Here is a 25703-nt window from a genome sequence, read left to right on the forward strand (position 1 = left end):
CGTTGGTGGTGAGGTCCCGGCGAGCGGCCCGCCGGGTTCAGGGCGCGCCGGCGTCGAGGGCCCGCAGCGCCTCGTTGCGGGCGGCGATGGCGTCCCAGGTGGTGGGCAGCATGCGGTCGCGACCGCTGTAGACGCGGTCCTGGGCGAAGGCGACGTAGGGGCGCTGCCGGGCCTCGTACCGTGCGAACGCGGCGGTGTGGTCGTCGCCGCACCGTTCGAGTGCTTCGGCGAGGAAGCGGGCGCCGGTGAGCGCGAGTGAGGTGCCCCGGCCGGACAGGAAGGCCGGGCTGTATCCGGCGTCCCCGACGAGGGCGACGCGGCCGCGGTACCAGGACGGCAGGTGGATCTGGCTCGCGGAGGTGAGGAAGAGACCCGGATCGGCGAGGGCCGCGTCGAGCAGCTCCGGGATCCGCCACGACCGGTGGCCGGCGAAGGCGTCGACGAGGATCCTCCGCTGCGCGTCCAGGTCGCGGTGGTCGTGGTCGATCGGTTCCGAGCGGAACTGGAACACCGCGACGGCCTTGCCCCGGTACCGGAAGACGCCGGCCATCCGGCTGGGGACGTTGTAGATCGAGTTGGCGCCCTCGGATCCCGCCTCGCCGGGGAGGTCGGCGAGGGCGAGGTAGACACCGAGGTGCCGGAGGTAGTCCGCCTCGGGTCCGAACACCAGCCCGCGTACCGCGGAGTGCTGGCCGTCGGCGCCGAGCACCAGGTCGTACCGCCCGGTGCGGCCCGAGGCGAAACGCACGTCGACGCCGCCGCGGTCCGCGCCGTCGGCGTCGGCGTCGGCGAGGGTCTCGACGGAGTCGCCGAAGCGGATCGTCGCGGTGTCCGGGAGCGCGTCGGCGAGGATCCGCACGAGGTCCTCGCGGAGGAGCTCGATGTCGTCGTCGGAGTCGCTGATCTCCGCCATCGGGATCCGGGCCACGGGCTCGCCCTCGCTGTCGACGAACTGGGTGTGTTCGGACATCCGGATCCGTTGTTTCCTGATCCTCGCGAGGAGCCCCATCCGGTCCACGGCCTCGATCGCGTCGCCGCGGATGTCGATGGGTGTGCCGGTGATCCTGAGGTGGGGGGCGTACTCGACCACGGTGACGTCGTGGCCGCGGGTGCCGAGCTCGCGTGCGCAGGCGAGCCCGGCGATGCCGGCTCCGGAGACAAGGATGTTCACGTGTGCGCTCCAGGTTTCGCTGAGGTGTTCGCCGCGTGGGAGGGCGACTGTTAAAGAAACAAACTGTCGCTTTTAGCGAGGTTACCTACCACCGGCTTGCACCGCAACGCGCGCCTGGCAACAATCGGCACCCGAGCGGAGAACGGGAGGTGAGCGCGGCGATGGCAGACGGGACCGCCGACGGGCCGCCCGCCCGGCGCCCCGGTGGCCGCAACGCGCGGGTGCGAGCGCAGATCCTCGCCGCGACCGTCGAACTCGTGGCGCGCGACGGCATCGCGGGCTTCCGCTACGAGGAGGTCGCCGAGTTCGCCGGCGTGCACAAGACCAGCGTCTACCGCAACTGGCCCGACCGCGAGGAACTGGTGGTCGAGGCCCTGCTGCGCTACGCCGAGGACCTCGCCTCGGTCGCCGACACCGGTGACATCCACCGGGACCTCGTGGACTTCCTGGTGGCCCTCGCCGGTGGCCTGGAAACGCCGTTCGGCCAGACGCTCGAACAGGCACTCCAGCCCGCCCGCCAACGCCCCGCCGTCCAGGCGCTGACCAGGATCCTCGACCAGCGGGTGGCCGCCATGCGGCGACGGGTGGACGCCGCCGTCGACCGGGGCGAGCTCCCCCCGGTCGACAGCGCCTTCCTCGGCGAGATGATCTCCGGCCCGGTGCACCTCATCGTCAACCGCGGCATGCGCCGGTTCGCCCGCGCGGACGCGGATCGCATCGTCGGCGTGGTGCTCGCCGGCATCCGGGCCACGGCGCCGCGCTCCTGAGCGATCGCCTCCGTTGGAGCCCCGTCCGGGTCCGGGTCCGGGTCCGGGCGGGTCCGGTGTCCGCGTCCCGCCCGTCAGCGCACCTGGAGGGCTCGGCCGGGCCGTCCACGGTACGGACACGTCACCCAGGCAGTGTCCGCGTCGGATGACGACTGACCAGCCGAAATTCGGGTGGCCTCGGCGCGCCGTCCGGATAGTGTCGTGCGGTGCCCGAGCTGAAGCGGCTGCGGCCCGACCATGCCTCGGCGGTCCTGGCCTTCGAGTTGGCGAACCGCGCCTACTTCGCCGCCGCGGTCCCCGACCGCGGCGACGAGTACTTCGACCGGTTCGCCGACCGGTACAGCGCCCTGCTGGCCGAGCAGGAAGCCGGCGTCTGTGCCTTCCACGTGCTGGTCGCCGAGGACGGCTCCGTGCTGGGCCGGTTCAACCTGTACGACCTCGAGGACGGCGGCGCCGAACTCGGCTACCGGGTCGCGCAGCGCGTCGCGGGCCGCGGCGTGGCCACCGCGACCGTCCGGGAGCTGTGCGCCCTGGCGGCGTCGCGGCACGGGCTGCGCGTCCTGCGGGCGGCCACGGCCAGCGAGAACGTGGCGTCCCGGAGGGTGCTGACGAAGGCCGGGTTCGTCCCGGTGGGCCCGGCCGCCCCGGCCGACCTCGGCGGCAGGACGGGCACCTGGTACCGACGCGACCTGGTGCCCCAGCGGTAGCCGCGGGCCCCCGACGGTGCGGCGGTTGGCGTCAGGTGGGGGTGACGGTGAGGGTGCGGCTGTCGAGCGGGGTGCCGTTCCGGTCGAGGGCGGTGACGCGGAGGACGTCGGCGTGCTCGGGGGCGGTGACCTCGGCGGCCGTCTCCAGGCCGGTCTTCGGCGTGGTGCCCAGGGTGGTCAGCCGGTCCTCGGTCGGTCCGGCCTGGATCCGCCAGCTCTCGACCTCGCTTGAGCCGTTCCAGCTGACGTTCACCGTGCGGCTGCCGTCCTCGGCCGCCTCGCCGACGACGACCTCGGGCGCGGTGGCCGGGGTGCCCGTCCAGTCGGCGGTGGTGCGTTCGGCCCGGTAGGTCGAGGCGTAGTTGTCGAACTGGGCGCTGAAGACCGCCTGGCCGTCGGCGAACTCGACCATCAGGCCGGTGCCGCCGTAGCTGACGAGCTGGTTGCCGTTGGGCGCCTGCCGGTTGCTGCCCATGATCCCGCTGAAGACCGGTGGGTCGGCCCGCAGGTCCTGGGTGAGCGTGGCCGTCATCGACGATTCGTCGAGGGTGTAGACGGCGCCGCGCGACTCCCGCGTGCTGTGCCTGTTGCCGTTGTCGAAGACCGAGAGCGAGCCGTCCGGCAGCCGCCGCGCGTCGTGCTGGTAGCTGGGCATGTCGGCCGCGCCGCCCGGGAAGGCGAAGTCGCTGTTCTCGCCGCCGAACCGCCAGATGATCTCGCCGCTGTCGCTGTCGATCTTGTAGACCGTGCTGGTGTGCCGGAAGCCGGCGAGGATGTCGCCGTCGTCGTCGTAGGCCAGGGAGTTCAGATGGAAGAGGTCGGGGCCGACCAGCGGCTCCTGCGTCTCGCCGGGCGACAGATGGTCCAGCGCGCGCCACTCGAGGGTGACCTCGCCGGTCTCGACGTCCTGTTCCTGAATGATCGTGTTCATGACCGTGCCCTGGGCGGAGCCGCCCCACGGGCTGAGGTCCATCTCCACCTCGACCCAGCCCTGCACCAGGACGCGGGAGCCGTCCGGGCTGAACGCGATGTCGTGGCCGTCCGTCGGCGGGCCGCCCTGCAACCGGATGGCGGCGACCTCGGTGTACGACTCGTCCAGCACCAGGTGCGCGGCCCGCATCGAGTCGTAGAGGACGAGCGCGGGCCGGTCCCGGTACGTGACCTGCTCCAGGTTGAGGTAGACGCCGTCCTGTTGCCAGACGACCTGGCCGGCGTTGTCGTAGAGCGCGGCGGCCGCGACGCCGTCCGGACCGGCCGGGGTGGTCAGCAGCAGTCCGGGGTCCTCCCGGCCCGAGACCGTGGTGGTGAGCGCGGGGGCCTGGAAGGTGCCGTCGAGGGTGACGTACTCGCCGGGCTCCAGGGCGGGGAGGGGCAGGACGGCCGGTGTGGACGGAGCGCCGCCGTCGGCGGCGCCGGCCGCCGACGCGAGCGGCACGACGAGCACCGCCCCGGCCGCTGCCGCGACACATGACCGGCCCAGGACACGGGTCCGTAAGAGACGCACGGGTGATCTCCTTGCTGAGGACGGCCCCAGCCCCGGTGGGACTGTAGCCAGCCGATTGGCATGCCTGCAACAAGTCCGGCGCGGCAGCGGGTTCGGGCGTTCAGTCGGCTTCCTCCTGGGCGCAGAAGTCGTGGTACGCCTTGGCGTCGAGCAGGTCGTCGAGGCGCTTCGGGTCGGCCATCTCGATCTCGATCAGCCATCCGTCGCCGTACGGGTCCGAGTTGACGTCCTCCGGCGACTCGCTCAGCGTCTCGTTCACGGTGCGGACGCTGCCGGCCACCGGGGCGTAGATCTCGGTCACCGACTTCACCGATTCCACGCTGCCGAACGGCTCCGACGCCTCGAACCTGTCACCCGCCCCCGGCAGCTCGACGAACACGATGTCGCCGAGCTGCCGCTGGGCGTAGTCGGTGATGCCGACCCGGGCGGTGGCGCCTTCGGTGCGCACCCATTCGTGGTCCCGGGTGTACCGGAGATCTTGCGGGATGTTCGCCATCGAGGCTCCCTCGGGGGAAGAAGGTGGTCGGCGCCGTCAGCCTGCCGCCCACGCTGTGACAGGGAGCCGCCCGGGCTGCCGCGGAGAACAAAAATTCACCCGAACGAGTGATCGCCTGGTCGAGGGCGTCCGCCGGAGGCCCGAGGCGAGCCGAGCTTAGGTATGCCTTACCTTAGTGGGCGTGACAGTGAACGCAGCGGAGGCCGGCCCGGCGGCCATGCGGGCCCAGGGGGTCCGGGCGGGCTACCGGGGCACGGCCGTGGTGGACGACGCCTCGGTCCGGCTGACCGCCGGGCGGGTGACCGCGCTCATCGGGCCCAACGGCAGCGGGAAGTCAACGCTGCTGCGCACCATGGCCGCGCTGCACCCCGCGATGGCGGGCAGGATCGATCTCGGCAGCGGCGACGGTGGCACGTCCATCCGCGACCTCTCGCCCCGGGAACTCGCCCGCCGGGTCACCCTGCTGTCGCAGGCGCGACCCACGCCCGGCGGGGTGACCGTGCGGGAGGTCGTCGAGTACGGCCGCCATCCGCACCGGCTGCGGAGGGGCTCGGGGGACGCCGAGGGCCCGGAGGTCGTCCGTCGGGTGATGGCGATGACCGGCGTCGCCGAGCTCGCGCTCCGGCCCGTGGACAGCCTGTCCGGCGGCCAGCTCCAACGGGTCTGGCTGGCGAGCTGCCTCGCCCAGGACACGCCCGTGCTGTTGCTCGACGAGCCGACGACCTTCCTCGACCTGCGCTACCAGGTCGAACTCCTGGACATCGTCCGCGACCTGGCCGACCGCGACGGCATCGCGGTGGGCCTCGTGCTGCACGACCTCGACCAGGCCGCCGCGGTGGCGGACCACGTCGTGCTGCTGGTCGAGGGCCGGGTGGTCGCCGCCGGGCCGCCGGCCGAGGTGATGACCCGCGGCCTCCTCACCCCCGCCTACGGCATCGACGTCGATGTCAGCCACGACCCCGTCTCCGGCCTCATCCACACCCGGGCCCGGGCACGCCACCACGACCGCCTGGACCCTTCGCGAGACTCCGCGCCATCCCAAAGGAACACCTGATGAGACAGTCAGCCGCATCCGCCCTCGCCGTCCTCGCCCTCGCGGGCACCCTGACCGCGTGCGGCACCACCGAGGACCCGGCCGAGGACCCTTCTGAGGGCGGTGCCCCCGAGGGGTCCGCCGAGCCCGTCACCCTCACGGACGCCCGCGGCGAGGAGATCACCCTGGACGGCCCGGCCGCTCGCGTCGCCGTCACGGAGTGGAACGCCGTCGAGTACCTGATCTCGCTCGGGGTCCAGCCCGTCGGCGTCTCCGACATCGAGGGCTTCGAGACGTGGAACAGCTCCGTCGAACTCGACAGCGAGGCGACGGACATAGGCACCCGTGGCGAACCCAGCCTGGACACCCTCGCGACGCTGGACCTCGACGCGGTCCTCGTCACCGACCAGCTCGTCGAGGGTGCCGTCGAGCAGATCGAGGAGAGCATCCCGGTCATCGTCATGCCCGGCGGCGACGCGGAGGACCCGATCGGCTCGATGTTCGAGAACATCGAGCTGGTCGCCGCGGCCACCGGCACCGAGGACCAGGTCCCGCGGCTGCGCGAGGAGTTCGACACCGCCCTGGCCGACGGCCGGTCCGCGATCGCGGAGGCCGGCGACGAGGGCGCGACCGTGGCGTTCAGCGACGGCTACCAGGCCGGCGGGGCCGTCTCGATCCGGCCGTACGGCGAGGGCTCCCTGCTCGGGGCGGTCCTCGGCGAACTCGGCTTCGCCAACGCCTGGAACGAGGTCGACGGGCTGGAGTTCGACCCGGTCTACGGGCTCGGCCAGACGGATGTCGAAGGGCTCACCGCGCTACCCGAGGACACCGCGTTCTGGTACATCGCCAGCGCGAGCGAGACCGACGTCTTCCAGGAGACGCTGGCTGACAACTCCCTGTGGAACTCGCTGCCGTTCGCCGCGGAGGCCGTCCGGTTCCCGGACGCCATCTGGATGTTCGGTGGCCCGGCGTCGATGATCCAGTTCATCGACGCGACGGTCGACGCCGCCGGCTGACCCGGGTGACGACGACCGGCACGCTCGCCGCCCGGACCTCCCTGCCCGAGGCGTCGACTCCGGCCGGCACCCGGCCCCCGCGCGGCCGGCTGGTCGCGCTGACCGCGGCCCTGCTGCTCGTCCTGGTGCTGCTGTCGGCGGTGCACCTGGTGCAGGGAACGGCCACGGTGGGCCTCGCCGACCTGGTGTCCTGGGCGCTGGGCCGCGAATCCGGCGCGGCGAGCCTGGAGACCGCCGTCGTCGTGGAGTCACGCGTGCCGCGGCTGGCGGCGGGGCTCGCGGTCGGTGTCGCGCTCGGCGCCGCGGGCTGCGCCCTCCAGTCGATCTCCCGCAACCCGGTGGCCTCACCCGACGTCCTCGCGGTCAACGGCGGCGCGCACCTCGTACTCGTCGTCGGCGCCGCCACGGGCCTGTCCCTGCCCCTCGCCGGCGACATCGGACTCGCGTTCGCGGGCGGGCTCCTGGCCTCGGCCGTGGTGCTCGCGCTGACCGGCGGCGAGTACGGCACGGTGCGGCTGGTCCTCGGCGGCACCGCGGTCTCCCTCGCCCTGGCCTCCCTGACCACGTCCCTGCTCATCCTCTTCCCGGAGGAGGGCGTCGGCCTGTACGCGTGGGCGGCGGGCTCCCTGAGCCAGAACGGCCTGGGCACCGTGCGGGTGATGGCCCCGGTCGTTCTCGCCGGCGTCACCGTCCTGCTGCTCCTCGGCCGGCGGCTCGACGTCATGATGCTCGGCGACGACGAGGCCCGGTCGCTCGGCATCCCCGTGCGCCGCACCCAACTCGGCGTTCTCCTGGTCGCCGTGTTGCTGTCCGCCGCGGCGGTCGCCGCCACCGGCCCGATCGGCTTCGTCGGCCTGGCCGCCCCGGCGCTCGTCCGCCTCCTCGTCCCCCACGTGCCGGGGCTGCACCGGCACCGGGCGCTCGTTCCGATCTCGGCGCTGACCGGCGTGGGGGTGATCCTCGGCGCGGACGTCCTGCTGCGCGCCGTCATGGGGGCGCAGAGCGCGGTCCGCGTGCCGACCGGCGTCGTCACGTCCCTGCTCGGCGGGCTGGTCATGGTCGCGCTCGCGCTGCGGCTGCGTGCCAGCCCGATCGGCGGCTCGGCGTCGACGCTGGAGGTCTCGGGCACCGGCGTCCGCCACCGGGCGGCGCTGGTCGGGGCGTTGGCCGCGGGTCTGGTCGGCGTCGTCGTGGTGGCCGCGCTCGTCGGTGACCGGACCTTCCTGCTCGGCGACCTCGTGCTGTGGGCGCGCGGTGAGGCGGGCCCGCTCGTCAGCACCGTGCTGAGCACCCGGGTGCCCCGGCTCGCCGCGGCGCTTCTCGCGGGCGTGGCGCTCGCCGTGGCGGGCACCACGATCCAGGCGGTCACCCGCAACCCGCTCGCCGATCCGAGCATCATCGGCGTCACCGGAGGCGCGTCCCTCGGCGCCGTTCTGGTGGTGACGATCACCCCGCTCGCCGGCTTCTGGGCGATCACCGGAAGCGCCGGGGTGGGGGCCGCGGTGGCCGCCGCCGTCATCTTCGCGCTGTCGGCGCGCGGCGGTTTCGCCTCCGACCGGCTCGTCCTCGTCGGCGTTGGGGTGTCCTACATGACGACGGCCCTGGTCACCATGGTGATCGTGGCCACCGACCCGTTCAGCGCGGCCAAGGCGCTGACGTGGTTGTCGGGGTCGACGTACGGGCGTTCCTACGAGCATCTGGTGCCGCTGGCCGTCGTCTGCCTCGTCGTCCTGCCCCTCGCCTGGGCCGGCCATCGGTACCTGGACCTCGTCTCGCTCGACGAGGACACCCCCCGGGTGCTGGGCCTGAACGTGCCCCTGGTCCGGTTCGCCCTGCTGAGCTGCGGCGTCGTGCTGACCGGAACGGCCGTGGCCGCGGTCGGCGCCATCGGCTTCGTCGGACTCGTCGCCCCGCACGCCGCGCGCACCCTGCTCGGCCGGCGCCACCGGTGGGTGCTCCCCGTCGCGGCGCTGCTCGGCGGCGCGCTCGTCGTCCTGGCGGACCTGCTCGGACGGACCGTCATCGCCCCCGACCAACTCCCCGCGGGACTGCTCACGGCCGTCATCGGCACGCCGTACTTCCTCTGGCTGCTGCGCCGCGCCCGCGCGTAGCGGCCGCGCGGTCGGGGTGGCAGGTGGCCCCGATCAGTCGGTCGGCGGCGCGTCGGTGCGGTGGGTCCGGAGCTCCTCGAGTCGTTCGAGGTCCTCGGGTATCCGCTCGCGCTCCGCCGCGGTGAGCCGGATCGCGGCGGCCCGGGCGAGCGCGGACGTCGCGGTCTCCTCGTCGTCGAGGCGTCCGGCGACGTCCGCGCGCAGCACGAGGAGGCGGAACAGCTGCACGGGCGTGGGCCGCTCGTCCTCCAGCCGCAGCACCCGGTCGATGATCCGCGCCGCGCCCGTCGGGTCCTCCTTCGAGTCGGCGAACAGGGAGGCGCGGTGCAGCGCCCGGGCGAACGTCTCCGTGGGGGCGGTCCGGTGGTGCTGGTCCTCGCTCGTCGGCTGCCCGATCCGGACGCAGTTGCCGCCCGGATCGGTCATCAGGAACTGCCGCACGCCGTAGGACATGTCCTTGAGCGGCCCGATGCGGGGCAGACCCCGGGTCGGGAGCCTCCCGTACGCCGCCCTGAGCCCGGCCCGGAAGGCGGCGTACAGCCCGTCCACGTCGTCGGTCTGGACGTAGCACGTGCTGACCGACTCCGTGGGCTCGTACCGCTTCATCCCGAAGAACTGCAGCTCGATGCCGCCGCGCCGCACGACGGCGTACGGGTTGGGGCTCCGCTGCTGGAAGGTCACCTCGAACCCCAGGGCGGCGTAGAAGTCGAGAACGGGCTGGAGGGTCCGGCACGGCAGGATCGGGATGGTCTTCTCGGGCATGCCCCCGAGTCTAGTCAAATTTGAATACTCGCGGGAACGGGAACGGGAACGGGAACGGGACCGGGGCGGATCGCCGTTGACGGCGGTTCACCAGCGGGCGACGAGCGGCGTGTCCGGTTCCCGCCGCCGCCAGGCCTCCGTGAGGCGGGCGAGGCGGACGGGGGCGGCGATGCCGCGGACGGTCGCGATCCTGCCGCCCGTGAGGTCGAACGTCACGGCGCCGATGACCTGGCCGCCGAGCACGAAGAGGATGGCGGGGGCGCCGTTGACGAGCGCGTAGTGGATGGCGGGCGAGCCGCCGGCGAATCGCCGTTTCGCGGCTGCGGGCGTGAAACCGGCCCGGGCGACGGCGGCGACGCGCCGCGCGGTGTCGTACCGCAGCAGCTTCTCGGTCAGGCCGGCACCGTCGGAGATCGCGGTCGCGTCGTCGGTGAGCAGCGCCACCAGCCGTTCCGTGCGGCCCGAGGCGGCGGCGGCGAGGAACTCCTCGACGATCCCGCGGGCGGACGCGGGGTCGACCTCGCCGCCGCGGCGGCGCGTGGCGGTGACGCGGCGCCGGGCCCGGTGGAGGTGCTGCTGGCTCGCGGACTCGGTGATGTCGAGGATCTCGGCGATCTCGGTGTGGCTGTGGGAGAACGCCTCGCGCAGCAGGTAGACGGCCCGTTCGACGGGCGCCAGGCGCTCCAGCAGCGTCAGCACGGCGAGGGAGACGGATTCGCGCTGTTCGAAGGTGTCGGCCGGGCCGAGCATCGGGTCGCCGTCGAGGAGCGGTTCGGGCAGCCAGGCGCCGACCGTGCGTTCCCGGCGGGCCTGTGCCGAGCGGAGCCGGTCGAGGCACAGGTTGGTGACGACCCTGGTCAGCCATGCCTCCGGCACCCTGATCCGCTGCCGGTCGGCGGCCTGCCACTGCAGGAACGCGTCCTGCACGGCGTCCTCGGCGTCGGCGGCGGAGCCCAGCAGCCGGTACGCCAGCGAGGCCAGCCGGTTCCGGCTGGCCTCGAACCGACTGGTGCCGAAAGGGTCAGCGGCGGTGCTGTCCACGCGGACCACCCCCCAGGCGGCTAGGTGGCCGACTTCTCGGCGGTCGCATCCGGCGCGGCGGTCAGGCGGCGCTTGCGCTTGGGCAGGCCGAAGGTCGGGTGCGAGGTGCCCCACAGCGCCCCCCGTTGAATGCCCGCCTTGATCCGCACGGCCTTCCGGCCGCCCAGGTGCGTCGGCTTGGGCTGCGCCTCGCCGTCGATCAGATGCACAATCCCGTCCCGTCGCCCGAGGCTGATGGCGTTGTACTGGTGAACCAGTTTGACGTTCGCGATCCTGCGGCCGGTCAGGCGCCCCACGATCGCCTCGATGGCCTGCCGGCCGGTGAAACCGGCCGAGCCGCAGTTCATCGGTAGCGGCCGGCCGTTGTCGCCGAGGGTGTGGACGCTGTCGCCGATGGCGTAGACGTTCGGGTGCGAGATCGACCGCATGGTGCGATCGACGACGATCTGACCGTGTTCGGTGACCTCCAGCCCGCCGGCGGCGGCGATGGGGCTGACCGCGAACCCGGCCGTCCACACGGTCGCGTCGGACGCCAGGGCGGTGCCGTCGGCGCACAGCACCCGCCTCGCTTCGACGGCCTCGACGCTGGTGTGCTCCAGGACGGTGATGCCCAGCCGGTCACAGGCCCGGCGCAGGTGGTCGCGGGCTCGGGCGGAGAGCCGCGCGCCCACCTCGCCGCGGGCGACCAGCGTCACCGACAGGCCGTGCCGGAACTCGGCGATCTCGGTGGCCGTCTCGATGCCCGTGAACCCGTCGCCGACGACCAGCACACTCCCTCCCGCGCCCCGCTCGTCCAGCCGGTCCAGGCGCTCGCGCAGGCGCAGTGCCGAGGGCCGGCCGGCGACGTCGAAGGCGTGCTCGGCCACGCCGGGGACGTCGTGGTCGTCGACGTGGCTGCCGAGTGCGTACACGAGCGTGTCGTAGCCGACCTCGCCGCCACCGTCGGCGTCGGCCACGGCGACGATCCGGCGCTCGGGGTCGACGGCGGTGACCCGGGCCACGCGGAGGTGTATGCCCGTGCCCGCGAAGACGTCGCTGAGCTGCGGGGCCTTGATCTCCCGGCCGGCCGCCAGTTGGTTCAGCCGCTGCCGCTGGACGAAGTCCGGCATGGCGTTGATCACGGTGATCTCGACGTCCGCCGGGGACAGCCGGCGGGCCAGGTTCCCGGCCGTGTACGCCCCGGCATAGCCGGCGCCGAGGACGAGGATGCGGTGCTTCATGTGTCGCTCCTGTCGGTGGTGTGCTCCCGGTCGTTTGAGCGGAACAGCGCGCCGATCGCTGACAGGAGCCGCATGTGACATGGGCCACAGGAGCATGGCCCCGCGCCCCGGTGAACCGGAGGAGCGGGTTCCAGGTGCCGCCACGGGGCCCTACCCGTATGACTACACTCCCGCCGTATGGTGAAGACAGGTCGGAGCAGTCGTAGGCGGGAGGGGCAGGGGCGTCGGATATTCGTCGACGCGTCGCGTCGGCGGAGACGGGTCATTCGGTACGCGGCGATGGTGGTGGGCCTGGCGAGCGTCGGGTACCTGCTGATGCTGGCCGCCGCGTTCTCCGGGACCCTGGAGGAGCGCAGCGAGGGGAAGCTGTCCGACACGGTCTCCGGCACGGCCGTGCGTGGAGGCACCGTCTGGTGAGTCGGCACGCCAAGCGCCGCGATCCCCGAGGGCACTGGCTGCTGCTCTTCCTCGTACTCGCCGCGGTCGCCGCGGCGCTGCTCTTCGAGGGCTGGACCACCCACGAGGTCGCCGCCGCCCAGACGAAGCAGGACTGTACGCGGCCCATACCGAAGGCGGCGGACACCGGCGATCCGGTGCTGCGCATCGCGGGGGACCGGGTGGAGACCCTCGACATGCCCGCCCGTACGGTCGCGCTCACCTTCGACGGAGGGCCCGACACGGAGTGGACGCCGCGCCTGCTCGACCTGCTGCGCGAGCACGACGCGCACGCCACCTTCTTCCTCTCCGGCGCCCAGGCGGTCCGGCACCCGGAGCTGGTGCGGCGCATCCGTGACGAGGGTCACGAGATCGGCTCGTACACCTATACCGGCGCCGACCTCGGCTCGGTCTCGGCCACCCGGGCACGGTTCGAGCTGTCGCTGACGCAGGCGGCGCTGGCCGGGACCGCGGGCGTCAACACGAGCCTGCTGCGGCTGCCGAACACCACCCAGGTCGACACGATGTGCGGCGGGGAGTGGACCGCGGCCCGGCGGGCCGCGGCCGACGGCTATCTGCTGGTCGGCGCGGACGGCCCGTACCGGAAGCCGGCCGGCGGCCTGGTGCGCCAGTACAGCGACTCGCAGGCCGGCTACGAGGAGTCGGCGAAGCTCCTCGACAACCCGGGCGTCGAGGAGTTCACCAGGGTGACGGAGGCGCTCGACCTGCCCCCGGCCACCACGCGGGCGTCCCCGGTCCAGCACGCACAGGGCCAGGCCCTGATCTGGTCCCAGCGCGTCGGGCACGTCCTCGTCCAGACCATGGCGTGGACGCTCGGCATAGCGGGCGTGCTCACCACGCTGCGGCTGCTGCTGCTCATGCTCTTCGCCCGCGCCCACGTGCGGCGCCAGAACCGCTTCCGGCCGGGCGCGCCCTGGTTGCGCGAGGTCAACGAGCCGGTGACCGTCCTGATCCCCGCGTACAACGAGGAGGCGGGGATCGAGGCCACCATCCGTTCCCTCCTCGCCTCCACCCATCCGTTCCTGCAGATCATCGTGATCGACGACGGATCGATCGACCGGACGGCGGACATCGCCTCCCGGATCGACGACCCGCGCGTGTCGGTGGTGCGCCGACCCAACGCCGGCAAGGCCGAGGCCCTCAACACCGGCCTGGGCTACGCGACCTGCGACGTCGTGGTGATGGTCGACGCCGACACCGTCGTCGAACCGGAGGCCATCCACCGGCTCATCCAGCGGCTGGCGCACCCGGCCGTCGGTGCGGTCAGCGGCAACACGAAGGTCGGCAACCGGCGGCGGCTGCTGGGCCGATGGCAGCATCTGGAGTACGTCACCGGCTTCAATCTCGACCGCCGGATGTTCGAGGTCCTGGAGTGCATGCCGACCGTCCCCGGCGCCATCGGCGCGTTCCGCCGGGACGCGCTGATGGGCGTCGGCGGCGTCAGCGACGACACGCTGGCCGAGGACACCGACCTGACGATGGCCCTGTGGCGGGCGGGCTGGCGCGTGGTCTACGAGGAGTCCGCGATCGCCTGGACCGAGGTGCCCACCAGGCTGCGCCAGCTGTGGCGGCAGCGGTACCGCTGGTGCTACGGCACGCTGCAGGCGATCTGGAAGCACCGCCGGTGCGTCCTGGAGGTCGGCCCGGCCGGGCGTTTCGGGCGCCGCGCGCTGTCGTATCTCACCCTCTTCCAGGTCGCCCTGCCGCTGCTGGCGCCGATCGTCGACGTGGTCGCCCTGTACGGGGTGCTCTTCCGCGATCCGGTGGAGGCGCTCGCCGTGTGGCTCGCCTTCCTCGTCGTCCAGCTGATCGGGGCCGGATACGCGCTGAGGCTGGACAGGGAGCGGCTGCGGACGTTGTGGGCGATGCCGGTGCAGATCCTGGTGTACCGGCAGCTGATGTATCTGGCGATCATCCAGTCCCTGGTCAGCGCCCTGCTCGGGACCCGGCTGACGTGGCACCGGATGCAGCGTTCCGGGTCGGCCGGGGCGCAGTTGGACGGCCGGGCCCGGACGCCGCGGCGGCGGGTGCTGGCGAGATAGCGGAGCGACCGAGCAGCTGAGCAGCTGAGCAACCGAGTGACGGAGTAGGCGCATGGACTCCTGGACCGACGACGACGACCGGCGACCCGCCCGCGACGACCGCGGCCACGGCTACCGCGGCGGCCACGGCCGGGACGGCGGGAACGGCGTCGGCTCCCGGCCCCGGAGGCTTGTGCGGGCGACGGCCGTGCTGGTCGTGGCGCTGCTCGTCGCGTCCGCCGGCACCTACCTGTGGGCCGACACCACGCTCAACCGCGACGTCGACCTCGGCGAGATCGGGGACCGCCCCCCGGACGGCCGGGGCACCACCTACCTCGTCGTCGGCTCGGACAGCCGCGAGGGCCTGTCCGAGGAGGACACCGAGGAACTGCACACCGGCGCGGTCGAGGGCCGCCGCACCGACTCGATGATCCTGCTGCACACCGGCGCGCACGGCACCACGATGGTGAGCCTGCCGCGCGACTCGTGGGTGACCATCCCGGGGTACCTCGACCCCGACACCGGCAAACGCCACAGTCCGGCACGCAACAAGCTGAACGCGGCGTTCTCCCTGGGCGGCCCCGAACTGCTGGTACGCACCATCGAGTTCAACACCGGCGTGCGGATCGACCACTACGCCGAGAGCGGCTTCGGGGGCTTCGTGGACATCGTCGACTCGGTCGGCGGCGTCGAGATGTGCCTGGACCAGGCCGTCAGGGACGAGAGTTCCGGCGCCGACCTGGAGCGCGGCTGCCAGACGCTGGACGGCGCCGACGCGCTGGCGTTCGTCCGGCAGCGGCACCAGGAGGCGCAGGGCGACCTCGGGCGCACCAGGAACCAACAGCGGTTCCTGGCCGCGCTGGCGGAACGCGCCGCCGCGCCCGGCACCCTGCTCAACCCGCTGCGGCTCGTCCCGGCCGTCCGCGCGGGCCTGGAGATGCTCATCGTCGACGAGGGCATGAGCCTGCCGGATCTCGCGTCGATGTTCCAGGCGCTGCGGGGCGTGTCGGGCGGGGACGGCACGCGGATCAACGTTCCGGTCGCGGACACGGGCCTGCGGACGCGGAAGGGCAGCGCCGTGCGGTGGGACGCGGAGCGCGCGGAACGGCTCTTCGAGGAACTGCGGGAGGACCGCCCGGTGACCGTCAGCTGAGCGGGGTCACGGTCGCTCACCGCGGTCGGCGAGGTGGCGGCGGGCGGCGGCGCGGGCGTCGTCCGCCGCGGCGGACAGCGCGGCCAGCAGGGCGCGGGTGAGCGGGTGGTCGGCCGACCCGCTGCGGACGGTGACCAGGACCTCCCGGTGATGGTCGGCGGACAGCTGGCGCAGCGCGACGGGCGGCCGGCGGTCGTACCACAGCAGGTCGGGCAGGAACGCCGCCGCGTGCCCGGCCGCCACCAGTTCGGCGTGCACCAGCATGTCGGCGGTCTCGAAGGCCACGCGCGGTTCGAACCCGGCCTCCCGGCACACCGCCGTCGTCCACTGCCGAGCCGGGGTGCCCACCGGCTCCATCACCCACGACCGCCCGGCCAGCTCCGCCAGCTCCGCCAGTTCGGCCGGATCGGCCGGATCGGCCGCGGCCAGCCGCATCGGATCGCGCCACAGCAGCCGGTGCTCGACCTCCGCGGCGCGGGCCTGCGGCCGGCCGGGGAAGACCTCGTCGACGACGAGGTCGCAGTCGCGGGCGAGCAGGGCGGGCAACGCGCTGTCCGGCTCGGCCTGGGCGAACGTCACCCGCACGCCCGGGTGGGTGTCCCGCAACCAGGTCAGCGCGCGGGGCAGCAGCGCGAGCGCCGCCGTCTGGAACCCGGCCACCCGCAGCGTTCCGGTCACCTCGGCCAACGACGCGGCGATGTCGGCCGCGGCCTGGTCCAGCCGGCGCAGCACCGCCTCGGTGTGGGCGACGAGGATCTCGGCCTGCGGGGTCAGCCGCACCCGGCGGCCGTGCGGCTGGAGCAGCGGCGCGCCGACCTCGTCCTCCAGCGCGGACAGCTGTTGCGAGACGGCGGACGGGCTGAGGGACAGGGCCGTCGCGACGGCCGCCAGCGTGCCGCGGTGCTTCAACTCCCGCAGGATCTGCAGCCGGCGTAGCTGGTACATGTGGTCGCCCCCTCTTCGGATTCGTCAGCCAGATTCATCAGCTCGTGTGATCAGTAAGGCTCGGAAAGATTCACTTTACTGACGTGGAGGAATGGGGCAGCGTGGCCCGCATGGATATCGAGGCCCTGCGCCGCGGCACCCCCGGAGTGGCGCATCGGGTGCATCTGAACAACGCGGGTGCGGGACTGCTCTCCCGGGAGACGCTGCGCACGATGACCGGCTACCTGGAACTGGAGTCGGAGATCGGCGGCTACGAGGCGGCCGAACGCGAGGGCGACCGCGTCGACCGGGTCTACGTCGACCTCGCCGAGCTGGTCGGCGGCCGCCCCGCCGAGATCGCCCTGTTCGACAACTCCACGCACGCCTGGCAGGCCGCGTTCCACTCCCTCACCTTCCGGCCGGGCGACCGCATCCTGACCGGCCGCGCCGAGTACGGCAGCAACGTGCTGACCTTCCTGCAGGCCGCGCGGCGCACCGGCGCCGAGATCGTGGTGGTCCCCGACGACGCCAGCGGGCAGCTGGACACCACCGCGCTGGCCGGGCTGATCGACGACCGGACCCGGCTGATCGGCGTCACCCACGTCCCCACCGGCGGCGGCCTGATCAACCCGGCCGCCGAGGTCGGCCGCATCGCCAGGGCCGCGGGGGTGCCGTTCCTGCTGGACGCCACCCAGTCGGTCGGCCAGTTCCCGGTCGACGTGCGACGGATCGGCTGCGATCTGCTCACCGCCACCGGCCGCAAGTTCCTGCGCGGGCCGCGCGGCACCGGCTTCCTGTGGGTGCGCCCGGAGCTGCTGGAGCGGCTCGACCCGTTCGTCACCGAGATCGCGTCCGCCACCTGGGACGGCCACCGCGGCTTCACCTGGCAGGACGGCGCCCGCCGGTTCGAGACCTGGGAGCGGAACTACGCGGCCGTCCTCGGCCTGGGCTCCGCCGTGCGCCAGGCCCTCGACCTGGGCCTGACCGCCATCGGCGAACGCGCGCTGTCGCTCGGCGCCGCGCTGCGGACGCGGCTGGCGGAGCTGCCCGGGGTCACCGTCCACGACCGGGGAGAGCACCGCTGCGCCATCGTCACGGCCACGGTCGACGGCGTGCCCGCCGACCGGGTGGCCGCCGCACTCGCCCGGCACGGGATCAACGTGAGCACGACCAACCCCGAGCACACCCAGTTCGACGCCGAGGCCCGCGGCGCCCACCCGATGGTCCGGCTCTCACCGCACTACTACAACACCGAACCCGAACTCGACCGCGCCGCCGAGACCATCGCCGCCCTGCGACGCTGACCAGTTCGTGGAGGGACCGTTCATGGAACCACCCGTCGCCGCGGTGGTCGAGGCGCACGGCACGCTCGCCGAGTTCGTCGCCAGGCTGGACGACCGGCAGGTCGCCGAGGCGTCCGCCCTCCCCGGCTGGTCGCGCGGCCACGTGCTCGCCCACCTCACCGACAACGCCAGGATGTTCGCCCGGCTGGCCGAGCACGCCCTGCGCGGGGAACTCGTGGCGACCTACGACGGCGGCACGGACGAGCGCGACGCGATCATCGAGTCGACCGCCGGTCGCGGCGCCGACGAGCACCGCCGCGAACTCGCCCGCCACACGGCCCGGCTCCAGGCGGCGTGGGCACGCGCGGGCGACGCGGACTGGCGCCGTCCGGTCACCTTTCGCGACGCGGAGCTCGCGGCGACCGTATGGGCGCGCTGGCGCGAGGTGTGGATCCACCTGGTCGACCTGGATCTCGGCGTGCGGCCGGACGACTGGCCCGAGGCGCTGGCCTGCCACGCCGTCGACTTCCTCCGCTGCCGCCTGCCCGCGGGGACGCGCGTGCGCGCCGAGGACGTACGCCGCCAGTGGACCGTCGGTCACGCTCCGGGCCGGGTGGTCACCGGGCGGGTCCGTGACCTGGCCGCCTGGCTGGCCGGACGCCCGCCCGCGGTGCCGCCGGTGGCGGCGGACGGGCTGCCCGCCCTCGGGCCCTGGCCACCCCATCCGCCACCGCGGCCTGACCCCGGCCCGCGCGACAGCCCCGGCTCCTGAAGGGAAGGACCAGCATGCGTGCCGACATCGTCTGGTGGGACCTGTCCGCCTCCGGCCAGACCATCGCGTCCCTGCGCGAGTACCTGCGCGCGGAATCCGTCGCCGCGTTCTCCGAGGTGCCCGGGCTCCGCTTCAAGATGTGGCTCTCCGACCCCGGCACCAACCGATGGGGAGCCGTGCTGCTGTGGGAGTCGGAGGAGGCATCCCGCCAGGCGCTGCCCAGCCGGGCGCTCGAACTCATCGGCTACCCGCCCGTGGTCGCGCACGGGTTCGACGTTGAGGCCACGACCGAGGGCCGCTACGAGACGGCCGGCCTCGCCCTGCTGGGGCTGGCCTTCGCCGAGGCCACCGACGGCGACGCGACCGGAGGGCGGTGACGGACCCGGGTCAGCCGGGCTGGACCCGGGCGGCGGGGAGGTCGGCGAGGATCGTCGAGGCCGTCTGGTCCGGGGTCTGGGCCGAGGTGTCCAGCCAGAGCCCGAGGCGCGGGGTCTCCTCGCGCAGGGTGTGGTCGAGAGCGTCGACCGTCCAGCCGGCGCCGTATCCGGTCTTCGGGCGCCGGGCCTCCCTGCTCCGCACCGCCGCGGCGGAGGGAGCCAGCACGACGACGTACAGGGGGCGGGTGCGCACCCTGGTGACGTACCGGCTCAGGTCCGCTCCCAGGACGATGTCCTGGACCACCGCGGTCCAGCCGTGGTGCGCGTACTCGTCGGCCACCAGCGCCGACAGGTGGTGGCGCAACTCCAGTTGGGCCCTGGCCTCGGCGGTCTCCTCGGGCAGCGGTTCCGCCCGGCCGGACGTCACCATCCGCCGGAAGACGTCACCGCGCACATGGGCGGCCCGGGGCAGCCGCCGGGCCAGCAGCTCGGCCACGGTGGACTTGCCCGCCGCCATCACGCCGGTGATCAGGATGACCGCGGCGCCCGGTCCGGCGTCCACACGGGTCTGGGAAGTGCTCACCGTTGGGAGAATCCTCGGTCGGGACGGGACGGGACGCCGCTCACCGTACCGGCCGTGCGGGCGCCCACGGCCCGGGCGGGTCGTGGGCGCCGTGCGCGCTACGGCAGAGGCTCGGCGCCGCGTTCGGTGAGCATGTCGGCCATGAGGTCGATCTCGGACTGCTGGCCGCTGACCATGCCCTCGGCCAGTCTGGCGATGGTGGGGTCCTCGGCCTGGTTGGCGGCGGCCTCCGCCATGTGGACGCCGCCCTGGTGGTGCGCGGTCATCAGCTGGAGGTAGCGCACCTCCGCCGCCTCGCCCTCCGCCCGGCGCAGCCGGTCCAGCTCGGTGTTGGTGGCCATCCCTGGCATGAGGGAACCGTCGTGCGGTTCGTGGCTCATCGCGTGGTCCATCCACGCCATGGGCGGTTCCTCGGAGATGGTGGGCAGGTCCCAGGCGTCCAGCCGGCCCAGCAGCATTCCGCGCTGGTTGGCCTGGGTGTTGATGATGTCGTAGGCGAGGCGGCGGACGTCGGCGTCGTCGGTGCGGTCGCGCACGATGAACGACAGCTCGACCGCCTGTTGGTGGTGCACGGCCATGTCCCGGGCGAAGCCCGCGTCCACCGAGTCCTCGGCGGGGGCCGGCGCCGGGGCTGGCACCGGGGTCGGCCAGGCCTCGTCCTCCGGCAGGCCGCGCAGCGCCAGCACGGAGAGCAGCACCAGCCACACGCCGGCGACGGCGCCGCCGAAGGCCAGCCACCGGCGCCGGCTCACGGAGCCAGCTCACTGGCGCATGTGGCGCCCGGCTCGGGGGTCTGCTCACCCTGGACGTACTCCTCCAGGAACTCGTTGACCCGCGGGTCCGAGGCCCGGTCGACGCCGAGTTGGTGGCCCCAGGCGGTCAGCGTGATCGGCGAGGACTGGTCGGAGTAGGGGCTGAGCAACGTGTAGGGGGTCTGGGAGACGCGGTCGCCGAGCGACGTGACGTCCGCCTCGGCGGCCTCGTCGCTGTAGGTGATCCAGACCGCGCCGTGTTCCAGGGCGTGTACGGCGTTCTCCTCGGGGATCTCCTCGTCGTAGACGCTGCCCTGGCAGTCGACCCACACCGAGCTGTGGTCGCCGCCCGCGGCCGGGCTCATCGGGTAGTCCACGTCCTCCTCCGTGTGGTCCCGGCCCAGGTCCCCCCAGGTCTGCTCGCCCCTCACCACCCCCTCCGGCGCGGCCGCGTCCTTCTGGGCCAGCTCCTCCTCCGACTGTTCGCCGTCCTCGGACTGGTCGTCGTTCTGTGCCTGTTCGTCGACCTGGGTCTGCTCGTCGTCCTGGGTGGTGGACACGACCAGGTAGCCGCCGCCGATGGTGGCCGCGACCACCGCGGCGACGGCGGTGATCGTGAGTATTCGGTTGCGCCGGTCGCGGGCGCGTTCGGCCTGGCGCATCTCCTCGACGCGGGCGCGGCGTTCGGCGGACTTGGACGTCTTGGAAGCCATGGGATCTGTCCCTCTCCGGGGTTCGTCACCCGTCGTGGTGGCACGCGCGGGCTGAGTGAGCGGTCGTGGGCGAGAGGGCGAGGCGGCATGGGCGCGGCCTCGCCGGCCGCACTACACGCGCAGCAACTGCAGCTGGTGCAGGTCGGGAGAGCCGAGGTCGGGGCCGGCGCGGGGGCCGGGCGTCGCCGCGATGTGGAACGAGGTGCGGGCCGACCGGTCGTCGGCCGGCAGCCGCCAGGCCGCGGTGTCGGGCGAGACGGCCACGGTCTCGACGTCCAGCCGGTCGCAGTGGGCCGGGTCGTGGGTGTCCGAGCAGACCGCCCGGGGCAGCTGCCCCTCGGCGGCGTGCGTCCCGGCGTGCGTGCCCGCGTCCGTGGTCGTCATGGTCGAGGACGTCGAGGATGTCGAGAACCCCGGCGGCGTGCCCGGGTGGGTGGCGACCAGGGCCGCCGCACACTCGGAGGCGAACACGCCCGCGGCCAACGCCGCCACGACGGCGACCAGGCACACCAGCACGCCCCGGACGCTGGTCGCGGCGACGGGGACGGGCTGCGGCGGGGCGGTCTTGGGCACTGGGACGCTCCAGAACCTCAACTACCGGTGGGCGAAGACGAATACTCAGCCGAAGTTATCAGAGGCTGATAGCCGGGCGGCAGGGTAACATTCTCCACTTTCTTCCACTTTCTTCCGCGTTCCCCCCGCTTCCGCGTTCCCTCCGCTCCGCCGCACGGGCGTCGAGGCTCACCAGCCGAGTTCGTCGCAGCCGCGGTGGTCGGCGGGCTCGACCTGGAGGGTCGCGTGGGCGACGCCGTGGCGTTGGCGCAGGACGTCGCGGGCCCGGTCCAGGACGGCGTGGCTCTCGGTGTCGTCGTGGGTGACCAGGTGCGCGGTGGCCACGGGCATGCCGGAGGTCAGGGTCCACAGGTGCAGGTCGTGGACGTCGGCGACGCCGTCGATGGTGGCGAGGTCGTTGGCGATCGTGTCGACGTTCATGCCCTCGGGGGAGTGCTGGCCCAGGACGGCGAGGACCTGGCGGCCGAGTATCAGGGCGCGGACGACGACGAAGGCGCCGATGGCCAGGGCGATCAGGGTGTCCCAGACCGGTTGGCCGGTGGCGGCGACCAGCCAGCCGGCGGCGATGACGCCGACCGACCCGGCGGTGTCGGCGACGACCTCGAGGTAGGCGCCCTTGACGTTGAGGCTCTCGGAGGCGCCGGCGCGCAGCAGGAGCAGGGCCGCGACGTTGACGGCCAGGCCGAGGGCGCCGACGACGAGCATCGGCCCGGTCTCGACCTCGGCGGTGGTCCCGATACGGCCGATGGCCTCGACGACGATGTAGGCGGCCACTCCGAGCATGAGCAGCACGGCCAGTCCCGAGGCGAAGACCTCGGCGCGGTAGGAGCCGTAGGTGCGCCGTCCGGTGGTGTCGCGGCGGGCGGCGATGCGGGTGGCCGTCAGGGCGGCGGCGAGGGTGACGACGTCGGCGGCCATGTGTCCGGCGTCGGAGAGCAGGGCCAGGGAGCCGGAGATGAGCCCGTAGGCGAGTTCGACGACGAAGTAGCTGGCGATCAGGGCGAAGGACGCGGCGAGTCGCCCTCGGTGGCGGCCGGTGGCGGAGGCGGCTCCGGGGCCGTGGCTGTGCCCGTGTCCGTGCCCATGTCCGTGCCCGTGGCCCATCAGCGGTCTCCGGTGCGTTCGGGGTGGATGGCCTCGGTGTGCTCGGTGTGCGCGACGGCCAGGTCGAGCAGCATGCGCACGTGGGCGTCGGCCAGCCGGTAGTAGGCCATCCGGCCGGAACGGCGGGCGGTGACGACGCGGTGGGCGCGCAGCAACCGCAGCGCGTGGGAGGTGGCCGACTCGCTCAGCCCGGTGACCGCGGCCAGATCGCACACGCACAACTCGCCCTCCAGCAGCGCGATCAGCAGGCGCAGCCGCCCGGGGTCGGACATCAGGTCGAAGACGTCGGCCGTGTCGGTCAGTTCGTCCTCGGCCGGCATCCGGGCGCGGACGGCGTGGACCCGGTCGGCGTCGACGACGCGAACGGCGCATCCGTCCGCGGCGACGAGGTCGTCTGAATGACTGTTCACACGTGCATGGTGAGGCCGGCACGCGCGCCGCGTCAAAGGCGGTACTGGTGACCGTTGTCAACCCCGATAACACGTCGCTGACCTGCGACGATGCCCAGTCGGCCGACGGCTCGCCGGAAGTCCGCCGCCGCGGCGCGCGGACGGGTCCGAGGGTGGTCCTGCCGCCCGCCCGGGATGAGGGCGAGGCGCGGCGGGAAGACATCGCCCGCGAACAGCCGGGCCGCTCGGCCCGGCCGGAACGGGGGAGGGCTTGGCCTGTGCCGAGTGCGATCTGTTGTCCGGAGTGCCCCAGTACCGAGGTCGATCTGGTCGGCGGAGGCGACCCGATCGAGGCGGCCCGCCTGCGGTGCGTGCTGTGCCGGATCACCTGGCCCGTGTGGGAGGTGCCGCATCTTCGGGCGGCGCCCGACTACCGCCAGGCCTACGGCGCCGCGCCGCCGCTGGCCGAGGAGCGGGCCGGTCTGGTGGCGCTGACGGCCGGGGGCGCCGCCGCCCGGGACCGGGCGGGGCGGCCGGTGGACGGTGGCGGGCGCCGGCTGGGGCTGCTGCGCCAGGCGGCCGTGCTGGACCGGCAGGCCCGGGACCTCGAACTGGACTGGTTCCGCGGCGTCCTCGACCTGGCCGCCGTGGAGGACGTCGCCTTGCGCGCCGGGGTCGCGGCGGCGGTGCTGCGCGGGCTCGACCACGACCTCGGTGGGCGGTACGTGGCGGGCCCGTTGGTGCCGGGATCGATCGTGTGGGACCAGCCGGGCGGGTCCCGGGCTTATGTGCGGCAGGAGTACGCCGCCTGGCACAGCCGGGAGACGCGGGTGGCCGCCGACCGCGGATGACGCGCCTCGCGGCGGTCGTCCGCCGGCCGGGCACGGCGGCCCCGTTCACTCTCCCGGTTCCCTCTCGCAGACGCGGCCGGCGGTCGCGAGGACCGCCGGCCGGGCGCGGCCCCGGGTGTCCCGTCGTCAGCCGGCGTCGGCGGCCTGGGAGGTGACGGTCTCGATGGCCTCGACGGCGATCTCGGGCTCGTCGACGTGGATGTAGTGCCCGCTGTTCTCGGCGGTGCTCAGTTCGCTGTTGGTGGAGACCGCCAGCCAGGCCTCCTGGCCCGCGACCCAGTCCTCCTCGAGGCCGGGACCGTATTCGGGAACCTCCGCGAACTGCGACTGGCCGTGCTTGACCACCTGCACCGGGATGTCGCCGGCGGAGCGGACCTCCCCGTCGGTGAAGACGAAGAGCTCCGGGTTCTCCCCCTCGAACACCGTGAGGGCCTGGGCGCGCAGATCGCCCGCCGGGCCGGTGGTGGACTCGGGGATCCGGTTCTCGAGGTCGCCGACCGCGGTCGGCGAGGTGGCGTCCAGGAGGACCAGTCCGGCGACCCTGTCCTGGTGGTCGGGGGCGTACCGGGCGGCCATCAGCCCGCCCATGGAATGCCCTGCCAGGACGACCGGGTCGTCCCCGGCGACCCGGTCGAGCACCCCGGTCAGGGTCTCCCCGATGTCGTCCATGTCCTGGGAGCCGTCCGGCTGGTCGCTGGCGCCCGCGCCGAGTCGGTCGTAGGAGCAGACCCGGCCGTTCCCGCTCAGCGTCTCCTGGAGGTCGGCCATGGTGGTCAGATCGTCGCCCCCGCCGTGCAGCAGGACGATGACCGGCCGGTCGTCGGCCGGGCTGCCGGAGCAGGAGACGTTGACCGAGTGGTCTCCGACCGTGATCTGCTCGGTCCCCGTGAGCAGGTCCCCGTCGCCTTCCGGCGAGGGAGAACCGGTGGACGATCCCGCGTCCCCGTCCAGCTCCGGATCCTCACAGCCGACGAGCCCCACTCCGGCCACGGCGCAGACCAGCGCGATCGCCCCGGATGTCCTCACGATGCTCCTGCGGATCACGGTTGTCCTCCCACGAGATGGTTACGGATCACGGTTCTGCTCCAACGAGAGGGTTTGACAGTCGGAAGAGGGCTTTGGTTCGTCGCCGTGTGAGGTTTCTGCCGCGCGGGGGTCACCAGGTGAGGGCGTCGGCCATGTCGCGCTGCCAGTACGTGACCGTCAGCGTGTCGTCGTAGGAGATGCCGTCCTCGGGCAGGGCCGGGTTGGCGCTCTCGCCGTCGGCGCCGCCGGTCTCGAAGATGACCTCGAGGGTGGTGGCCGTGTAGTGCTCCTGGCCGCTGCCGTCGGCGGCGGCTAGGAGCACGCCCGCGTAGCCCGACTCGCCCGGGGCCAGGGTGACCACCGCCTGCGGCTGGGAGTCCTCGAAGACCGGCGGGACCGACTGGGCGCCCTCGAAGCGCAGGACCGGGTAGTCGAGCAGGTCGCAGCTCTCCGAGCCCGTGTTGGTGACGGTGACGAGCATGTGGTTGATGGGCCTGGAGACCTCGGTGACGGTGGTCTCGGTGTTCGAGCCGTCGCACGGATCGTTCCGGCTGGTGTCGGCGTCGGTGTCGGCGTCGGCGCCGTCGTCCGAGCCGGAGTCGGAGTCGGAGTCCTGCGAGCCGGTGGAGCCCGTGGTGCCGGTCGACCCGGTGGACTCGGCGGACTCGTCGCCGCCGTCTTCCGGGTCGCCGCCCGTGGTCGACTCCTCGCTCTCGTTCGTGCCGCCGGTCGTGGTTGTGGACGCTCCCTCGTCCTGGGCGTCGGCCCCGTTGCAGGCCGTCAGCAACAGCGTGGCGAGGGCGATCGCGGTGGTGGCGAGCAGGCCGGTGCGTGCGGGCATGGTGGTCCCCCTGGTGTCGGTACGGGTGTTGTCGTGGGCCGCTCAACCGGGTGCCGG

Annotated in this window: 27 protein-coding genes; 12 read left to right on the forward strand and 15 right to left on the reverse strand. The window is 73.3% G+C overall.

Annotated features, from left to right (window positions below):
* Positions 1-37: 37 nt before the first annotated feature.
* Complete coding sequence (locus tag ABGB06_RS24150) at positions 38-1171, reverse strand: FAD-dependent monooxygenase (RefSeq protein ID WP_347592819.1); 1134 nt, start codon at positions 1169-1171, stop codon at positions 38-40.
* 161 nt (positions 1172-1332) lie between these two features.
* On the opposite strand from ABGB06_RS24150, the gene ABGB06_RS24155 reads away from it, so the two are divergent.
* The gene (locus ABGB06_RS24155; RefSeq protein WP_347592821.1) at positions 1333-1938 is read left to right on the forward strand and encodes a TetR/AcrR family transcriptional regulator; all 606 of its coding nucleotides are present in this window, start codon (positions 1333-1335) and stop codon (positions 1936-1938) included.
* Positions 1939-2144: 206 nt separating this feature from the next.
* Positions 2145-2645: a GNAT family N-acetyltransferase gene (locus ABGB06_RS24160; RefSeq protein ID WP_347592823.1), complete on the forward strand. Its 501-nt coding sequence runs from the start codon at positions 2145-2147 to the stop codon at positions 2643-2645.
* A gap of 31 nt (positions 2646-2676) precedes the next feature.
* On the opposite strand, the gene ABGB06_RS24165 is transcribed toward ABGB06_RS24160, so the two are convergent.
* Positions 2677-4149, reverse strand: coding sequence for an arylsulfotransferase family protein (locus ABGB06_RS24165; protein ID WP_347592825.1), 1473 nt, complete (start codon positions 4147-4149; stop codon positions 2677-2679).
* Positions 4150-4249: 100 nt separating this feature from the next.
* Complete coding sequence (gene gcvH / locus ABGB06_RS24170) at positions 4250-4645, reverse strand: glycine cleavage system protein GcvH (RefSeq protein WP_347592827.1); 396 nt, start codon at positions 4643-4645, stop codon at positions 4250-4252.
* Between the two features lie 217 nt (positions 4646-4862).
* Between gcvH and ABGB06_RS24175 the strand changes: the two genes are divergently transcribed.
* From ABGB06_RS24175 to ABGB06_RS24185, 3 genes are read left to right on the forward strand one after another with little or no spacing between them, the layout of a single operon-like run.
* Positions 4863-5699 (forward strand): ABC transporter ATP-binding protein, encoded by an 837-nt coding sequence (locus tag ABGB06_RS24175; RefSeq protein WP_347592959.1) that lies wholly within the window; start codon positions 4863-4865, stop codon positions 5697-5699.
* On the forward strand, positions 5699-6694 hold the full coding sequence (locus tag ABGB06_RS24180) for an ABC transporter substrate-binding protein (RefSeq protein WP_347592829.1): 996 nt from the start codon (positions 5699-5701) through the stop codon (positions 6692-6694). Before ABGB06_RS24175 ends, ABGB06_RS24180 begins: the two co-directional genes overlap by 1 nt.
* Before the next feature lie 5 nt (positions 6695-6699).
* Positions 6700-8805 carry an iron ABC transporter permease gene (locus tag ABGB06_RS24185; RefSeq protein ID WP_347592831.1) on the forward strand — a complete coding sequence of 702 codons (2106 nt, stop codon included), beginning with the start codon at positions 6700-6702 and terminating at the stop codon, positions 8803-8805.
* 33 nt (positions 8806-8838) lie between these two features.
* Here the strand turns inward: ABGB06_RS24185 and ABGB06_RS24190 are convergent, their stop codons facing one another.
* The 3 genes from ABGB06_RS24190 to ABGB06_RS24200 form a co-directional block, all read right to left on the reverse strand.
* The gene (locus ABGB06_RS24190) at positions 8839-9567 is read right to left on the reverse strand and encodes a VOC family protein (protein WP_347592833.1); all 729 of its coding nucleotides are present in this window, start codon (positions 9565-9567) and stop codon (positions 8839-8841) included.
* Between the two features lie 87 nt (positions 9568-9654).
* The gene (locus ABGB06_RS24195) at positions 9655-10608 is read right to left on the reverse strand and encodes a sigma-70 family RNA polymerase sigma factor (protein ID WP_347592835.1); all 954 of its coding nucleotides are present in this window, start codon (positions 10606-10608) and stop codon (positions 9655-9657) included.
* Between the two features lie 20 nt (positions 10609-10628).
* Positions 10629-11828: an FAD-dependent oxidoreductase gene (locus tag ABGB06_RS24200; RefSeq protein ID WP_347592837.1), complete on the reverse strand. Its 1200-nt coding sequence runs from the start codon at positions 11826-11828 to the stop codon at positions 10629-10631.
* Positions 11829-12107: 279 nt separating this feature from the next.
* Here ABGB06_RS24200 and ABGB06_RS24205 point away from each other — a divergent pair, with 279 nt between their 5' ends.
* From ABGB06_RS24205 to ABGB06_RS24215, 3 genes are read left to right on the forward strand one after another with little or no spacing between them, the layout of a single operon-like run.
* Positions 12108-12245, forward strand: coding sequence for a hypothetical protein (locus ABGB06_RS24205; RefSeq protein ID WP_347592839.1), 138 nt, complete (start codon positions 12108-12110; stop codon positions 12243-12245).
* A complete protein-coding gene (locus ABGB06_RS24210) occupies positions 12239-14326 on the forward strand; it encodes a bifunctional polysaccharide deacetylase/glycosyltransferase family 2 protein (RefSeq protein WP_347592961.1) in 2088 nt (695 codons plus the stop codon). Before ABGB06_RS24205 ends, ABGB06_RS24210 begins: the two co-directional genes overlap by 7 nt.
* Positions 14327-14378: 52 nt before the next feature.
* Positions 14379-15458, forward strand: coding sequence for an LCP family protein (locus ABGB06_RS24215; protein ID WP_347592841.1), 1080 nt, complete (start codon positions 14379-14381; stop codon positions 15456-15458).
* A gap of 6 nt (positions 15459-15464) precedes the next feature.
* On the opposite strand, the gene ABGB06_RS24220 is transcribed toward ABGB06_RS24215, so the two are convergent.
* Positions 15465-16403 carry a LysR family transcriptional regulator gene (locus tag ABGB06_RS24220; protein WP_347592843.1) on the reverse strand — a complete coding sequence of 313 codons (939 nt, stop codon included), beginning with the start codon at positions 16401-16403 and terminating at the stop codon, positions 15465-15467.
* Between the two features lie 110 nt (positions 16404-16513).
* On the opposite strand from ABGB06_RS24220, the gene ABGB06_RS24225 reads away from it, so the two are divergent.
* The 3 genes from ABGB06_RS24225 to ABGB06_RS24235 are packed head-to-tail and all read left to right on the forward strand — an operon-like array spanning position 16514 to position 18814.
* Positions 16514-17686 (forward strand): aminotransferase class V-fold PLP-dependent enzyme, encoded by a 1173-nt coding sequence (locus ABGB06_RS24225; RefSeq protein ID WP_347592845.1) that lies wholly within the window; start codon positions 16514-16516, stop codon positions 17684-17686.
* A gap of 22 nt (positions 17687-17708) precedes the next feature.
* Entirely contained in the window at positions 17709-18437 is a 729-nt protein-coding gene (locus tag ABGB06_RS24230; RefSeq protein ID WP_347592847.1) for a maleylpyruvate isomerase family mycothiol-dependent enzyme, read from the forward strand.
* Positions 18438-18451: 14 nt separating this feature from the next.
* Positions 18452-18814 (forward strand): hypothetical protein, encoded by a 363-nt coding sequence (locus ABGB06_RS24235; protein ID WP_347592849.1) that lies wholly within the window; start codon positions 18452-18454, stop codon positions 18812-18814.
* A 10-nt stretch (positions 18815-18824) separates the two neighbouring features.
* Here the strand turns inward: ABGB06_RS24235 and ABGB06_RS24240 are convergent, their stop codons facing one another.
* The 6 genes from ABGB06_RS24240 to ABGB06_RS24265 all read right to left on the reverse strand — a co-directional run bounded on the left by ABGB06_RS24240 (position 18825) and on the right by ABGB06_RS24265 (position 22949).
* Positions 18825-19397 (reverse strand): AAA family ATPase, encoded by a 573-nt coding sequence (locus tag ABGB06_RS24240; RefSeq protein WP_347592851.1) that lies wholly within the window; start codon positions 19395-19397, stop codon positions 18825-18827.
* Positions 19398-19495: 98 nt separating this feature from the next.
* Positions 19496-20065 carry a DUF305 domain-containing protein gene (locus ABGB06_RS24245; protein ID WP_347592963.1) on the reverse strand — a complete coding sequence of 190 codons (570 nt, stop codon included), beginning with the start codon at positions 20063-20065 and terminating at the stop codon, positions 19496-19498.
* 80 nt (positions 20066-20145) lie between these two features.
* A complete protein-coding gene (locus ABGB06_RS24250; RefSeq protein ID WP_347592853.1) occupies positions 20146-20862 on the reverse strand; it encodes a DUF3105 domain-containing protein in 717 nt (238 codons plus the stop codon).
* Between the two features lie 111 nt (positions 20863-20973).
* Positions 20974-21435, reverse strand: coding sequence for a hypothetical protein (locus tag ABGB06_RS24255; RefSeq protein ID WP_347592855.1), 462 nt, complete (start codon positions 21433-21435; stop codon positions 20974-20976).
* Between the two features lie 168 nt (positions 21436-21603).
* Positions 21604-22539 (reverse strand): cation diffusion facilitator family transporter, encoded by a 936-nt coding sequence (locus ABGB06_RS24260; protein ID WP_347592857.1) that lies wholly within the window; start codon positions 22537-22539, stop codon positions 21604-21606.
* Positions 22539-22949, reverse strand: coding sequence for a metalloregulator ArsR/SmtB family transcription factor (locus ABGB06_RS24265; protein WP_347592859.1), 411 nt, complete (start codon positions 22947-22949; stop codon positions 22539-22541). Before ABGB06_RS24265 ends, ABGB06_RS24260 begins: the two co-directional genes overlap by 1 nt.
* A 257-nt stretch (positions 22950-23206) precedes the next feature.
* Between ABGB06_RS24265 and ABGB06_RS24270 the strand changes: the two genes are divergently transcribed.
* A complete protein-coding gene (locus ABGB06_RS24270) occupies positions 23207-23779 on the forward strand; it encodes a hypothetical protein (protein WP_347592861.1) in 573 nt (190 codons plus the stop codon).
* Positions 23780-23905: 126 nt separating this feature from the next.
* Here ABGB06_RS24270 and ABGB06_RS24275 read toward each other — a convergent pair whose 3' ends face one another.
* Together ABGB06_RS24275 and ABGB06_RS24280 are read right to left on the reverse strand one after the other, a co-directional pair.
* Complete coding sequence (locus ABGB06_RS24275; protein ID WP_347592863.1) at positions 23906-24805, reverse strand: alpha/beta hydrolase; 900 nt, start codon at positions 24803-24805, stop codon at positions 23906-23908.
* A gap of 130 nt (positions 24806-24935) precedes the next feature.
* Positions 24936-25646 (reverse strand): DUF4232 domain-containing protein, encoded by a 711-nt coding sequence (locus tag ABGB06_RS24280; RefSeq protein WP_347592865.1) that lies wholly within the window; start codon positions 25644-25646, stop codon positions 24936-24938.
* Between the last annotated feature and the right edge of the window lie 57 nt (positions 25647-25703).

This window comes from Streptomyces sp. B6B3 (genome assembly GCF_039871525.1).
Lineage (GTDB): Bacteria > Actinomycetota > Actinomycetes > Streptomycetales > Streptomycetaceae > Streptomyces.

Coding starts and splice junctions, on each gene's coding strand:
- ABGB06_RS24155 (WP_347592821.1), top strand. CDS start 1,333: ATGGCAGACGGGACCGCCGACGGGCCGCCCGCCCGGCGCCCCGGTGGC.
- gcvH (WP_347592827.1), bottom strand. CDS start 4,645: ATGGCGAACATCCCGCAAGATCTCCGGTACACCCGGGACCACGAATGG.
- ABGB06_RS24175 (WP_347592959.1), top strand. CDS start 4,863: ATGCGGGCCCAGGGGGTCCGGGCGGGCTACCGGGGCACGGCCGTGGTG.
- ABGB06_RS24180 (WP_347592829.1), top strand. CDS start 5,699: ATGAGACAGTCAGCCGCATCCGCCCTCGCCGTCCTCGCCCTCGCGGGC.
- ABGB06_RS24190 (WP_347592833.1), bottom strand. CDS start 9,567: ATGCCCGAGAAGACCATCCCGATCCTGCCGTGCCGGACCCTCCAGCCC.
- ABGB06_RS24200 (WP_347592837.1), bottom strand. CDS start 11,828: ATGAAGCACCGCATCCTCGTCCTCGGCGCCGGCTATGCCGGGGCGTAC.
- ABGB06_RS24205 (WP_347592839.1), top strand. CDS start 12,108: ATGGTGGTGGGCCTGGCGAGCGTCGGGTACCTGCTGATGCTGGCCGCC.
- ABGB06_RS24215 (WP_347592841.1), top strand. CDS start 14,379: ATGGACTCCTGGACCGACGACGACGACCGGCGACCCGCCCGCGACGAC.
- ABGB06_RS24220 (WP_347592843.1), bottom strand. CDS start 16,403: ATGTACCAGCTACGCCGGCTGCAGATCCTGCGGGAGTTGAAGCACCGC.
- ABGB06_RS24225 (WP_347592845.1), top strand. CDS start 16,514: ATGGATATCGAGGCCCTGCGCCGCGGCACCCCCGGAGTGGCGCATCGG.
- ABGB06_RS24230 (WP_347592847.1), top strand. CDS start 17,709: ATGGAACCACCCGTCGCCGCGGTGGTCGAGGCGCACGGCACGCTCGCC.
- ABGB06_RS24235 (WP_347592849.1), top strand. CDS start 18,452: ATGCGTGCCGACATCGTCTGGTGGGACCTGTCCGCCTCCGGCCAGACC.
- ABGB06_RS24250 (WP_347592853.1), bottom strand. CDS start 20,862: ATGGCTTCCAAGACGTCCAAGTCCGCCGAACGCCGCGCCCGCGTCGAG.
- ABGB06_RS24260 (WP_347592857.1), bottom strand. CDS start 22,539: ATGGGCCACGGGCACGGACATGGGCACGGACACGGGCACAGCCACGGC.
- ABGB06_RS24280 (WP_347592865.1), bottom strand. CDS start 25,646: ATGCCCGCACGCACCGGCCTGCTCGCCACCACCGCGATCGCCCTCGCC.